Raw genomic sequence first — 13,430 nt, forward strand, 5'->3', positions numbered from 1 at the left:
CATGATAAAGGATAAAATCATAGGATACTGTAATTCTTTAGGTTTAGATACGCTGGGGTTTATACCATGTAGGCAATTTGAAGAATTGGTAGAATTCTATAAGTATAGAAAAGAAAATAATTTAGAAAATGAATTTGAAGAAAAAGAAATTGAAAAGAGAATAAATCCTAAGGTTTATATGGAAGATGGGAAAACTATAATATCTATAGCTTTCCCTTATTATCATGAAGATGTTAATGAAAATAATAATGGATTTTCTATATATACTAAAAGAGGAGATTATCATAGAATAGTAAAAGAGTATTTAGAGAAAATATGTATTTACATAAATTCTTTAGGATGGGAAGCAATATCTTTTGTTGATAGTAATTATTTACCTGAAAGATATATAGCATATTTAGCTGGTGTAGGTTTTATTGGTAGAAATAATATGATAATTACTGAAAAATATGGTTCATATGTATTTTTAGGAGAAATAATAACTAATGCAAAAATAGAATGCAATGAAGTTAGAAGCTTTCAAGATATAAGGCAATTTGATGAATGTAGTAAATGTGATATATGTATAAAAGAATGTCCTACAAAATCAATAAATAAAAATAGAATTAATCCTAATATATGTCTTTCATACATTACTCAGAAAAAAGATATAAATGATAAGGAGATTAAGCTTTTGAAAGGCAATGTATTTGGTTGTGATTTTTGTCAACTTAAATGTCCATATAACGAAGGTGTAAAAATTAATGTATTAGAAGAGTTTAATACATTAGAGTATATGAATGAAGACACATATATGTTTGCTAATATGGATAATAAAATATTTAAAGAAAAGATAGCTAAAACTTCTTGTGGCTGGCGAGGAAAGAATGTTATAAGAAGAAATGCTATAATTAAAATGCACAATGAAAATTATGATATTGAAGAGTTTAAGGGGCCATCTCCGTATATAAATAATTATATTGAAATTTTAAAGAAGAAATAATTGGAGTGATTAATTATGAAACAAAGGACAAAATTTATATTAGAAAAGCTTAAGGAAATGTATCCAGATGCAAAATGTGAATTGAATTATGAAACACCTTTTCAGTTATTGGTGGCAACAATATTATCAGCACAAACTACTGATAAAAAAGTAAATGAAGTAACAGAGACATTATTTAAAAAATATCCAGATGTTGATACATTTCTTACCATGTCTATTAATGAACTAGAAGATCATATAAAACAAATTGGTTTATATAGAAATAAGGCAAAGAATTTAATGATTATGTGTAACCAACTTAAAGATAAATATAATGGAGAAGTACCAGATACTATGGTAGAACTGGTGACATTGGCTGGTGCTGGCAGAAAGACTGCTAATGTAGTGCTATCTAATGCTTTTAATGTGCCATCTATTGCAGTGGATACACATGTTTTTAGAGTATCCAATAGGCTTGCACTGGCAGATTCAGATGATGTTTTAGAAGTGGAAAAACAACTACAAAAAGAGCTTCCTAAAAAGGAGTGGAGTCTTACACATCATTTACTTATTTTTCATGGTAGAAGATGTTGCACAGCTAGAAATCCTAAATGTGATGAATGTCCATTTACATCTAGATGTAGATATTATAAAGAAAATAAAAAGAAATTAAAATAAATATAAAACTCTATATTTTTATGTAGTAGAGTTTTATATTTATGTAAACTTCTAATTAGATATAGATAATGATATAATTAGTTAAGTGCGTTAATGAAATATATGCATTGTTTAACTTTATAATATGGAGGTAGTTTTGATGAAAGTTGGAGTAATCATGGGAGGAATATCCTCAGAAAGAGAAATTTCTTTAAAAAGTGGAAAATCAATTATTGAAAATATAGATAAAAATAAATATGAGGTAATACCAGTTGTTATTGATGAAAAGGTAGATATAATAAATAAAGTAAAGGATTTAGATTTTGCTTTATTAGCATTACATGGTAAGTTTGGTGAAGATGGAACTGTTCAATCAGTATTACAGACTTTAGATATACCATATTCAGGATGTGGACCATTAACTTCTGCTTTATGTATGGATAAAGATTTGACAAAGACAGTTTTACAGGCTAATGGTATAAGAACTGCAAGATGGCTTAATGTAAAATCAGTAGAGGAAATAGATTATGAGGCAATAGAAAATATTGGTTATCCAGTATTTATAAAGCCAACTAATGGTGGTTCAAGTGTTGCTACTTTTAAGATATATGATAAAGAAAAGGTACAAGAAGCTGTAGAAGAGGGATTAAAGTGGGATACAGAAGTTATGATAGAAGAGTTTATTGATGGAAATGAAATTACTTGTCCAGTATTTGATAATAAACTATTTCCGGTTATAGCAATAAAGCCAAAAAGTGATTTTTTTGATTATACACAAAAATACTCAGAGAATGGAGCAGATGAAGTGCTTGTGGAACTTGAAGAAGATTTATATAAAGAAGTTAAAGAAATGGCATTAAAAACTTATAAAGCACTTAAGTGTGAAGTTTATTCAAGGATAGATATGATAGTTAATAAAGAAGGAACTCCTTATATATTAGAAGTTAATACACTTCCAGGAATGACTGCTGCAAGTCTTTTCCCTAAAAGTGCAAAGGGAGAAGGATATAGCTTTTCAGAGTTCTTAGATTTAATAATAGAAACATCTTTAAAGGTAAATAGAGCAGTTTAGAATGTTAAGAAGATTGGTGAGTTAAGATGTTAAGGAAGCAATTACATTAAATAGTGTAACTGCTTCTTTTTTAATAGCAGAAGATTGAGGTACGTTTTAAATTCACTAATAAAAGATTTTTATTACCAAATAGGAAACTATTTTGAAAAATATTAATAAGCTATAAAGTAAGGAAATTTTATGTACGGAGGAGCTATGCAAAATAGAACTGATAAAAGTCTTTTTGGTATAGATATAAATGAGTATACTCAGGGAGTAGATTTTGCAGTTTTGGCAAGGACGGTAGATTTTTTATATCTAAGATCATCAGGATCAGCTTCAGGGAGATTTAGAACTGATAGAAAGTTTATTGATTTTGCTTCTAAGGCAAGAAATTATGGTATTCCTGTAGGAGCATATCATTTTGCAGTGCCTAGCTATGATTTGAATACAGCAGATGCTCAATGCGATGGTTTTATTAATGTATTGCAACAAGGATTTGGTGATGGTGATTATGGAGATTTATTTCCAGTAGTAGATGTAGAAACACCTACAGATAAATCTATTTCTACTACAGCTTTAATTAATTGGATTGATAGATTTAGGAAGAGATTTGAAAAGTCCACTAGAAGAAGACTTATGCTTTATACAGGAGTATTTTTTGTACAGTTATATAATAATTTTTATATTGAAGGCAGAGGATATCCTCTAAAAAATATGCCTCTTTGGATAGCTTTATATACTGCTATATCTGGAAATCCTAAAGTACCGCCAGATGTAGGAGGATGGACAAGGTGGAGAATATGGCAATATAGTGAAAGTGCAACAGTTGCAGGTATAAGCAATAAAGTAGATGCAAACTGGGGGCCTAACAACATAGACTTATTAACACCACCAGATGTGGTTAAAGGCTTACAAGCCAGCAGACAAGGTAATGTAATAAATATAAGCTGGATTCAAAATGCAGACTTTGATTTGCTTGGTTACAATATATTTGCCAATGGTTATTGGATAGGAACAGTAGATGCAAATGATACTAGTTTTTCAATTGGAATAAATGAGTTACCATTCACAGTAAAGGGAAATATTTCTATAGCTATAGAAGCATTTGATCAAGATGGTGAAGTTTCTGTAAAAAGAGCCACTGTTAAAGTATAATTATTTAATAAAAGCCATCTGTTTCAGGTGGTTTTTATGCTGTTTTGAATATAACAATAAAATAAAGTATATTTTACATTTGCATTGAATTCACATAACACATGGAAAGTTTTCATTGTTGTTTTAGACAAAATAATATACTATAATAGTAAAAGTACTATAAAAATACATTTTTTATAGTATTTCGTATTATTGAAAGATGGGGGAGGTATATTGTTTGCAAGAGAATAATATAGAATCTAAAGATCAAAGTAAATTCAGTGAGTTTATAACTGATAAAAGGAAAATTATAATTTGTACTGCTTCCGTATTAGTAATAATTTTAGCTGCAACTATTGGGTATATATTTAGTATAAAAACTAAAGTTGCTTCTTGGGATAATAGGATTTATTCAGGAGTAAGCATATATGGTGTGGATTTATCAGGACAGACTGCTGAAGAAGCTAAGACAACTTTAGAATCACAATTAATGACGCAAATTAATAATAAAGTAATAGATGTTATGGTAGGAGAGCAGAATTTTCAATTAAGCTATAATGACATAGATTCATCAATAGATGTTGATGGTATTGTTAAGGAAGCATTAGCTTATGGAAAAGGTGAAGGGTTATTTGAAAAAAATTCAATGATTAAAAATGGAGTAAATCATCAAATGAAAACAGTATTAGTTTATGATGAAAGTAAAATTATTGAATTTGCCAATGAAATAAATAATTCAGTAAAGATTGAACCAAAGGATGCTACTATAAATATCAGTGCAGGTGCTATATCAATTTCTAATGAAACTGTTGGAAAGAAGATAGATGTGGATGCATTAGTTAATAAAATAAAAGAAAGTATTTCTCCAGATAATTTTGCAGGAAAAGCTATTGTTATTGAACTTGAGGAAAATGTACCAAGGGTTACATCAGCAGAATTACAAAAAATTAATGGTGTAGTATCAAGTTTTTCAGGTAGTTATGTGAATAACGCAACTGGCAGAGTTAACAATATGAAGATAGCTACAAATTCAGTTAATGGAACGCTTTTAATGCCAGGTGAAGAATTTAGTTATAATAAAGCAATAGGAAAAACTACACCAGAAAATGGTTATCAACAAGCTGGAGCTTATGTAGCTGGTGAAGTAGTACAAGAATATGGTGGTGGAGTATGTAATATTTCTACTATACTATATAGAGCTGCCATGAGAGCTAATTTAAAATCTTCATTAAGATATAACCATTCAATGATGGTAAGTTATGCAGAGCCAAGCTTAGATGCAACTGTTTATGAAGGAGAGATAGACTACAGATTTGTTAATACATATGATTTCCCTATATATATTGAAGGATATATGACTTCTAATACTATAGTATTTAATATCTATGGAAATAAAGAAAGTTTTGGAAACAACACTTATGAGTTAGTAAATGAAGTTATAGAAAAGCTAGATTATACTACAGAATATGTTAATGATAATACACTTGCAGAGGGAAGTAGAGTTACAACTGTAAATGGTATGGCTGGATATAGATCAAAAGCATATTTAGTTACATATTCAAATGGTGTTGAAGTGTCAAGAGAGTTTATTTCATCAGATTATTATGCACCAATGAATACTGTGGTAAAAGTAGGAACTAAAAAAGCAACTACTACAGAAAATTAAAATAATTAATTATACAAAAAATCGTTGTAAGTTTAATACATACAGCGATTTTTTATTTTGGTGAGTTTTTTGCACCATTTTTTCTTTGTTGTTAATAAGGACTTAAATAGAGAAATTATAAATTTAATTAAAATTAACATTCTGTAAAATGCTTTGACTAATAAATAATCATATAGTATTATAAAATTTATAGATAGATACATACATATATTAAAGTAAGAGACTTTCATTTTACTTTTTGGAGGGTGAATTCATTGAATTTAAATATAGTTTTATATAAACCAGAAATACCACAAAATACTGGGAATATTGCTAGAACTTGTGTTTTAACGGATTCTGTTTTACATTTAATAAAGCCTTTAGGATTTAGCATAGATGACAAGGCAGTTAAAAGATCTGGATTAGATTACTGGAAAGACTTAAAGCTTGAAGTGCATGAATCTTATGAAGATTTTATGGCTAAGTATGGAGAACAAAGAATATTTCTAGCTACAACTCATGGAGGAAAATTCTATAATGAAGAAAGTTATAAGCCAGGAGATTTTATTATGTTCGGAAAAGAATCAAGTGGGGTTCCAGAAGAAGTGCATAATGCGCATAAAGGTATACGAATACCAATGATAAAGACTAGTACAAGAAGCTTAAATTTATCCAATACAGTGTGTACAATAGCTTATGAAGCATTAAGACAAATGGATTTTCCAAATATGAAATAAGAAATGGGGGTACTGTTCATGGAAAAAATTAAAATTATAACAGATAGTACTTTAGATTTACCGGCAGAACTTATAAGAGAAAAAGACATTGAAGTGTTACCGTTATTAATAAACTTTGGAGAAGAAAGTTATTTAGATGGTATAGAAATTACCACGAAGGAAATGATTGATAAAATTGATGCTACAGGCGTTTTACCTACAACAGCTCAAGTAACTCCTAATAGATTTGAAGAAAGTTTTAAAAAGTATTTAGATGAAGGGTATAAAATAGTAGCCTTAACATTATCTTCAGACATGAGTGGAACATATCAATCAGCATGTATAGCAAAAGATATGTTAGAAAGTGATGATATTATTGTAATTGATTCTAGAAATGTTACATCAGGATTAGGATTATTAGTATTAAAAGCTTGTGAACTTAGAGATAAAGGTTTAGGAATAAAAGAAATTGAAGAGGGAATTATTAAAGCAATACCTAAGGTTAAGTGTTCATTAAATTTTGAGTCATTAGAAAACCTTGTAAGAGGTGGAAGACTATCAAAAACTGCAGGAACAATAGGTAGTGTGTTAGGCTTAAGACTAATTTTAGAAATAAAAGATGGTAAAATGTCTGTTAAAGATAAGGTTAGAGGAAGTAAAAAGGCTTTAAAGAAATTAGTATCAGATTTTGAAAGTGCTGATGTTGATTTTGACTCGCCAATAGTATTATTAGAACTTTTAAATGAAGATGTATACCAAGGGTTAAAGATATACTTCCAAGAAAAAAATATAAATTATATAGATGCTAAAGTAGGGTGTACAGTAGGTATTCACTCTGGAATTAAGCCTTGTGGAATATTTTTCTTTGAAAAATAAAAAAAAGCCATGAGGCTTTTTTTATACTGTTAGAAAATACATTACATATATCTAGAATAACCGTGGCAAAATATAGAGGGTAAATGGGGATTAGCCTTCTAATAAAAGAAACAAGAAGTTAGATAATAAAAAAATATATAAAATTTTACTATAAAGGGTTTAAAAATTCTAAATTCTGTTTTATAATAATATATGCGGGACACAAAAAGTTATAAGTGGGACGCTTTAAGACCAAAAGGAGGGCTAAAAGTGCAGGAAATATTATCAGTTCAGAAAAAGATAGTTCCTGAATTGGTTGATATCTTAGAAAAAAGATACAATATTTTAAAGACTATATATTTCAACCAGCCAATTGGTAGAAGGGTTTTAGCATCAGAACTTTCATTAGGTGAAAGAATTGTGCGTACTGAGATTAACTTTTTAAAAGAGCAGGATTTAATTGAGATAAATACTCTGGGAATGACTGTTACTGAAGAGGGTATCAGAGTAGTAGAACAATTAAACGATTTTATGCATGAGATAAAAGGATTAAACGACGTTGAGGAATTTATTAAAACATCTTTAGGATTAAAAGATGTAATAATTGTTCCGGGAGACGTGGAAAGTAATCCGTATGTATTAAAAGAATTAGGAAAAGCTGCTTCTAATTATGTAAAAGATATTATTAAAGATGATAGTATAATAGCTATTACAGGTGGAAGTACAGTTAAGGAATTAGTTGAAGCTTTCCCTAAAATAAATTATGTCTCCAATGTTCTTGTTTTGCCTGCAAGAGGAGGAATGGGAAGAAAAGTTGAAAGCCAAGCTAATACTTTGGCAGCTGCCTTAGCACAAAAAGTTAATGGGAGTTATAAATTGCTTCATATTCCGGAAAATGTTAGTTTAGAAGTCTTAGATGGGCTTTTAAAAGAAAAGCAAATCAAAGATGTCATAGATTGCATTCATAAAGCAGATATACTTATATATGGTATAGGAAATGCTATTCATATGGCAGGGAAAAGAGGAGCATCTGAAGAATTTATTGAAGAGCTTAAAAAAAATGGCGCAGTAGGCGAAGCGTATGGATGTTATTTTGATAAAAATTCAAAAGTTGTATCTGAAAATACTACCATTGGTATAAAAATAAATGATGCAAAAAAAATTAATACACATATTGCTGTAGCAGCTGGAAAAAATAAAGTAGAAGCTATAATAGCAGCTGAAATGAATGATAGTAATGCAGTTCTAGTAACTGATGAAGCAGCAGCAAATAAGATAGTGGAACTGATGAAAGCTCAAAATTAATGTTGTTTTAAAATTTTTATTTTAAATATATTATATTTATTATTTAGGAGGTAATTGTAATGGTAAGAGTTGCAATTAATGGTTTTGGACGTATAGGACGTCTAGCATTTAGACAAATGTTTGGAGCAGAAGGGTATGAAATAGTTGCTATCAACGATTTAACAAGCCCATCAATGTTAGCTCATTTATTAAAATATGATTCAGCACAAGGTAGATACGCTTTAGGAGATACAGTTGTTGCTGGAGAAAACTCAATCACTGTAGATGGAAAAGAAATAAGAATCTACGCTGAAGCAGATGCTTCAAAATTACCATGGGGAGAAATTGGTGTTGACGTAGTATTAGAATGTACTGGATTCTACGTATCAAAAGCTAAATCTCAAGCTCATATCGAAGCAGGTGCTAAGAAAGTTGTTATATCAGCTCCAGCTGGAAATGACCTTCCAACAGTTGTATTCAACGTAAACCAAGATATATTAACTGCTGAAGATAACATAATCTCAGCTGCATCTTGTACTACAAACTGCTTAGCTCCAATGGCTAAAGCTTTAAATGACTTTGCACCAATTCAATCTGGTATAATGTCAACAATTCACGCTTACACTGGAGACCAAATGATCTTAGATGGTCCTCAAAGAAAAGGTGATTTAAGAAGAGCTAGAGCTGGTGCTGTTAACATAGTACCTAACTCAACTGGAGCTGCTAAAGCTATCGGATTAGTTATTCCAGAATTAAACGGAAAATTAATCGGATCTGCTCAAAGAGTACCAGTTCCAACTGGATCAACTACTATATTAGTTGCTGTTGTTAAAGGTGAAAATGTAACAGTAGAAGGAATCAATGCTGCTATGAAAGCTGCTTCAAATGAATCATTTGGTTACACTGAAGAAGAATTAGTTTCTTCAGATATCATCGGAATCAAATACGGTTCATTATTTGATGCAACTCAAACTATGGTATCTGAAATCGGAGAAGGATTATACCAAGTACAAGTTGTTTCATGGTATGACAACGAAAACTCATACACTAGCCAAATGGTTAGAACTATTAAATACTTCGCTGAATTAGCTTAATTTTAATAGATAATTATATATGGATTTAGATGCTTATAAAAGCACTCTTATAAGATCCTAAACAGGGTCCGGTCTCTAAGGCATACTTATAAGACCGGGCCTATTTTAAAATTATAGATAAAACTATAAAAATTTATGAGGTGAAAAGAATGAGCTTTAATAAAAAGACAATTGAAGATGTTCAAGTTAAAGGTAAAAGAGTTTTAGTAAGATGTGACTTTAACGTACCATTAAAAGATGGAGTTATAACTGATGAAAATAGATTAGTAGGAGCTCTTCCAACAATCAAATACTTAATTGAAAATGGAGCTAAAGTTATACTTTGCTCACACTTAGGAAAAGATGCATCTAAGAGCTTAGCACCAGTTGCTGTAAGATTAAGCGAAATGTTAGGTAAAGAAGTTGTTTTCGCTAGAGACGAAGAAGTTGTTGGAGAAAACGCTAGAAAAGCTGTTGCTGATATGAAAGACGGAGATGTTGTATTATTAGAAAACACTAGATGCAGAAAAGAAGAAACTAAGAACGGAGAAGAATTATCTAAGGAATTAGCTTCTTTATGTGACATTTATGTTAACGATGCATTTGGAACAGCTCACAGAGCTCACTCATCAACTGTAGGAGTAACTAACTACGTTGATACAGCTGTATGTGGATACTTAATCCAAAAAGAATTAAAGTTCTTAGGAGAAGCTGTAAACAATCCAGTTAGACCATTCGTAGCTATATTAGGTGGATCTAAAGTTTCTGATAAGATTGCTGTTATCAACAACCTTTTAGAAAAAGTTGATACAATAATCATTGGTGGAGGAATGGCTTATACATTCTTAAAAGCTCAAGGATATGAAATAGGAACTTCTTTATGTGAAGATGATAGATTAGATTATGCTAAAGAAATGATAGCTAAAGCTGAAGCTAATGGAGTTAGATTCTTATTACCAGTAGATCATAGAATAGCATCTGAATTTAAAGATGTTGAAGCTACTGTAACAGAAGATCAAAACATACCAGCTGGATTCATGGGATTAGATATTGGACCTAAGACAGAAGCTTTATATGCTGATGCAGTAAAAGATGCTAAGACAGTTATATGGAACGGACCAATGGGAGTATTCGAATTTGAAAACTACAATAAAGGAACAATTGCAGTTGCTAAAGCTATGGCAGATGCAGATGCTACAACAGTTATCGGTGGAGGAGACTCAGCTGCTGCTGTTAACATCTTAGGATTTGGAGATAAGATGACTCACATTTCTACAGGTGGTGGAGCTTCACTTGAATTCTTAGAAGGTAAAACTTTACCAGGAATCGCTGCTTTAAATGATAAATAATTATTTAAATTAATAATTAATAATTGATAATTTATATATGAGGTGAAAATAATGAGAAAAGCAATCATCGCTGGAAACTGGAAAATGCACTATACTCCAGAAGAAGCTGTTAAATTAGTAAATGAATTAAAACCATTAGTAAAGGATGCTACTTGTGATGTAGTAGTTTGTCCTACTTTTGTATGCTTAGATGCAGTATTAAAAGCTGTTGAAGGGTCAAACATTAAAGTTGCTGCACAAAATATGCACTTTGAAGAAAAAGGAGCTTTCACAGGGGAAATAGCTCCAGGAATGCTTGAAGCTATGGGAGTTAGCTATGTTGTTTTAGGACACAGTGAAAGAAGAGAATACTTTAACGAAACTGATGAAGCCTTAAACAAAAAAGTTAAAGCTGCATTTGCTCATAACTTAACTCCAATCCTTTGCTGTGGAGAAACTTTAGAAGAAAGAGAAAATGGAACAACTAACGAAGTTGTTGGAGCTCAAATAAAAGCTGATTTAGAAGGTTTAGCACCAGAATTAGCAGAAAAGGTTGTTGTAGCTTACGAACCAATCTGGGCTATAGGAACAGGTAAAACTGCTACTGATGAACAAGCTAACGAAACAATTATGGCTATCAGAAATATTTTAGCTGAAATGTTTGGAAAAGAAGTTGCTGACAAGATAAGAATCCAATACGGTGGATCAGTTAAGCCAGGAACAATCAAAGCTCAAATGGCTATGTCTGACATAGATGGTGCTTTAGTTGGTGGAGCTAGCTTAGTTGCTGCTGATTTTGCACAAATAGTTAACTACTAATTATAAAGTTAAGGAAGCCTTAGGGCTTCCTTTTGTATATTAGTGTAAATTAAGAAAAAGATAAAAATTATTAATTCATAGATAAACATTTACAAAAATAGTTATTTTATTGTTATACACATATAATTATAGTATAATAATTATGAATTAAATTAAAGATAATAAATATAGATAAATTTATTATCTTTAATTTATTTAAAGCATTAATTGATGAACTTTACAATAATTTGTTTTATTGTATAAAAAATGATTTACGATATTTGGAGGGAATTATGGCTAAGAAACCAGTAATGTTAATGATATTAGACGGATTTGGAATAGCTCCAAAAGGCGATGGAAATGCTGTTGAAGCAGCAAAAAAAGAAAATTTTGATAAATTAGTTGCTAAATATCCACATAGTGAATTACAAGCAAGTGGAATGGCAGTTGGTTTACCTGATGGACAAATGGGCAACTCAGAAGTTGGACACTTAAATATAGGTGCAGGAAGAATTATATACCAAGAATTAACTAGAATTACTAAAGAAATTCAAGATGGTGGATTCTTTAAAAATGAATCACTTTTATATGCAATGAGTAATGCTAAAAAGAATAATGCAGCTTTACACTTAATGGGATTATTATCTGATGGTGGAGTTCACTCTCACATCGATCATTTAAAAGGTTTATTAAGATTAGCTAAAGAACAAGAAGTTCAAAATGTATATGTTCATTGTTTCATGGATGGTAGAGATGTTGCTCCAGGTTCAGGAATTGAATTTGTTAAAGATTTAGAAAGCTATATGGCTGAAATAGGTGTAGGACAAATAGCTACTTTATCTGGAAGATACTATGCTATGGATAGAGATAATAGATGGGAAAGAGTTGAACTTGCATATAATGCTATGGTTCTAGGAAAAGGTGAAAAAGCAACTAGCGCTGTGGAAGCTTTAGAAGCATCTTACCATGACAATAAATCAGATGAGTTTGTATTACCATGTGTAGTAAACGAAAATGGTAAAATTAAGAATGGAGATTCAGTAGTATTCTTCAACTTTAGACCAGATAGAGCTAGAGAAATAACTAGAGCTATTAATGATAAGGTATTTGATGGGTTTAAGAGAGAAACTTTAAATTTAGTATTTGTTACTATGACTCAATATGATAAGACATTAGAAGGTGTTGAAGTTGCTTATAGCCCACAAACAATTACTAATACTTTAGGGGAATATGTTGCAAGCAAGGGATTAAATCAATTAAGAATTGCTGAAACTGAAAAATATGCTCACGTAACATTCTTCTTCAACGGTGGTGTTGAAAAAGAAAATGAAGGTGAAGATAGAGCGTTAATTGCTTCTCCAAAGGTTGCTACTTATGATTTAAAACCTGAAATGAGTGCACCAGAAGTTACTGAAGAATTAATAGCAAGATTAGATTCAGGGAAATATGATATGGTTATCTTAAACTTTGCAAATCCAGATATGGTTGGACACACAGGAGTTTTAGAAGCTGCTAAAAAAGCTATTGAAGCAGTGGATGTATGTTTAGGAAAAGTTGTAGATAAAGTATTAGAATTAGATGGTACTGTATTTATAACAGCTGACCATGGTAATGCTGAAGTTATGATTGATTATTCAAATGGTAAGCCATTTACAGCGCATACTACTGATCCAGTACCATTTATATGGGTTTCAAATCATACTGAAGGTAAAACTTTAAAGAATGGTAAATTAGCTGATATAGCTCCAACTATGTTAAATGTAATGGGATTAGAAGCTCCAGTTGAAATGACAGGAGAAAATTTAATAATTTCTAAATAACAATAATAAAAGAGTAAGATATTTTAATAAACACCTTACTCTTTTATATTTCGACAAACTTTGATAATCAAAATATTTGACAATAGAACTAAAATTGATATAATA

General features: G+C 30.5%; 12 protein-coding genes. All 12 read left to right on the plus strand.

What is annotated here, in order from left to right; genetic code table 11:
* The first annotated feature begins 1 nt into the window (after position 1).
* The 12 genes from queG to gpmI all read left to right on the plus strand — a co-directional run bounded on the left by queG (position 2) and on the right by gpmI (position 13,325).
* On the plus strand, positions 2 to 982 hold the full coding sequence (gene queG, locus BHW04_RS02510) for a tRNA epoxyqueuosine(34) reductase QueG (protein WP_302698757.1): 981 nt from the start codon (positions 2 to 4) through the stop codon (positions 980 to 982).
* 15 nt (positions 983 to 997) lie between these two features.
* Positions 998 to 1,639, plus strand: coding sequence for an endonuclease III (gene nth, locus BHW04_RS02515; RefSeq protein ID WP_302631092.1), 642 nt, complete (start codon positions 998 to 1,000; stop codon positions 1,637 to 1,639).
* A 139-nt stretch (positions 1,640 to 1,778) separates the two neighbouring features.
* Positions 1,779 to 2,690, plus strand: a complete 912-nt coding sequence (locus BHW04_RS02520) for a D-alanine--D-alanine ligase (protein ID WP_302698759.1) — start codon at positions 1,779 to 1,781, stop codon at positions 2,688 to 2,690.
* Positions 2,691 to 2,885: 195 nt separating this feature from the next.
* On the plus strand, positions 2,886 to 3,827 hold the full coding sequence (locus BHW04_RS02525) for a glycoside hydrolase family 25 protein (RefSeq protein WP_022211031.1): 942 nt from the start codon (positions 2,886 to 2,888) through the stop codon (positions 3,825 to 3,827).
* 217 nt (positions 3,828 to 4,044) lie between these two features.
* A complete protein-coding gene (locus BHW04_RS02530) occupies positions 4,045 to 5,472 on the plus strand; it encodes a VanW family protein (RefSeq protein WP_022211032.1) in 1,428 nt (475 codons plus the stop codon).
* 254 nt (positions 5,473 to 5,726) lie between these two features.
* The gene (locus BHW04_RS02535; protein WP_022211033.1) at positions 5,727 to 6,188 is read left to right on the plus strand and encodes a tRNA (cytidine(34)-2'-O)-methyltransferase; all 462 of its coding nucleotides are present in this window, start codon (positions 5,727 to 5,729) and stop codon (positions 6,186 to 6,188) included.
* An 18-nt stretch (positions 6,189 to 6,206) separates the two neighbouring features.
* Positions 6,207 to 7,043, plus strand: coding sequence for a DegV family protein (locus BHW04_RS02540; RefSeq protein WP_302698762.1), 837 nt, complete (start codon positions 6,207 to 6,209; stop codon positions 7,041 to 7,043).
* Between the two features lie 249 nt (positions 7,044 to 7,292).
* Entirely contained in the window at positions 7,293 to 8,327 is a 1,035-nt protein-coding gene (locus tag BHW04_RS02545; protein ID WP_302698764.1) for a sugar-binding transcriptional regulator, read from the plus strand.
* Positions 8,328 to 8,386: 59 nt separating this feature from the next.
* On the plus strand, positions 8,387 to 9,400 hold the full coding sequence (gene gap / locus BHW04_RS02550) for a type I glyceraldehyde-3-phosphate dehydrogenase (RefSeq protein ID WP_022211036.1): 1,014 nt from the start codon (positions 8,387 to 8,389) through the stop codon (positions 9,398 to 9,400).
* A gap of 149 nt (positions 9,401 to 9,549) precedes the next feature.
* On the plus strand, positions 9,550 to 10,728 hold the full coding sequence (locus BHW04_RS02555; RefSeq protein ID WP_022211037.1) for a phosphoglycerate kinase: 1,179 nt from the start codon (positions 9,550 to 9,552) through the stop codon (positions 10,726 to 10,728).
* Between the two features lie 51 nt (positions 10,729 to 10,779).
* Positions 10,780 to 11,526, plus strand: coding sequence for a triose-phosphate isomerase (tpiA, locus tag BHW04_RS02560; protein WP_022211038.1), 747 nt, complete (start codon positions 10,780 to 10,782; stop codon positions 11,524 to 11,526).
* Between the two features lie 272 nt (positions 11,527 to 11,798).
* Positions 11,799 to 13,325: a 2,3-bisphosphoglycerate-independent phosphoglycerate mutase gene (gpmI, locus tag BHW04_RS02565; protein ID WP_302698766.1), complete on the plus strand. Its 1,527-nt coding sequence runs from the start codon at positions 11,799 to 11,801 to the stop codon at positions 13,323 to 13,325.
* Positions 13,326 to 13,430: the final 105 nt, after the last annotated feature.

The sequence above is a fragment of the Clostridium sp. 29_15 genome (assembly GCF_001916075.1).
GTDB classification, from domain to species: Bacteria; Bacillota; Clostridia; order Clostridiales; family Clostridiaceae; genus Clostridium; species Clostridium lentum.

What these genes read in the sequence shown, in the direction of transcription:
- queG (WP_302698757.1), top strand. Translation starts at nt 2, where the DNA reads ATGATAAAGGATAAAATCATAGGATACTGTAATTCTTTAGGTTTAGAT.
- nth (WP_302631092.1), top strand. Translation starts at nt 998, where the DNA reads ATGAAACAAAGGACAAAATTTATATTAGAAAAGCTTAAGGAAATGTAT.
- BHW04_RS02520 (WP_302698759.1), top strand. Translation starts at nt 1,779, where the DNA reads ATGAAAGTTGGAGTAATCATGGGAGGAATATCCTCAGAAAGAGAAATT.
- BHW04_RS02525 (WP_022211031.1), top strand. Translation starts at nt 2,886, where the DNA reads ATGCAAAATAGAACTGATAAAAGTCTTTTTGGTATAGATATAAATGAG.
- BHW04_RS02540 (WP_302698762.1), top strand. Translation starts at nt 6,207, where the DNA reads ATGGAAAAAATTAAAATTATAACAGATAGTACTTTAGATTTACCGGCA.
- gap (WP_022211036.1), top strand. Translation starts at nt 8,387, where the DNA reads ATGGTAAGAGTTGCAATTAATGGTTTTGGACGTATAGGACGTCTAGCA.
- BHW04_RS02555 (WP_022211037.1), top strand. Translation starts at nt 9,550, where the DNA reads ATGAGCTTTAATAAAAAGACAATTGAAGATGTTCAAGTTAAAGGTAAA.
- tpiA (WP_022211038.1), top strand. Translation starts at nt 10,780, where the DNA reads ATGAGAAAAGCAATCATCGCTGGAAACTGGAAAATGCACTATACTCCA.
- gpmI (WP_302698766.1), top strand. Translation starts at nt 11,799, where the DNA reads ATGGCTAAGAAACCAGTAATGTTAATGATATTAGACGGATTTGGAATA.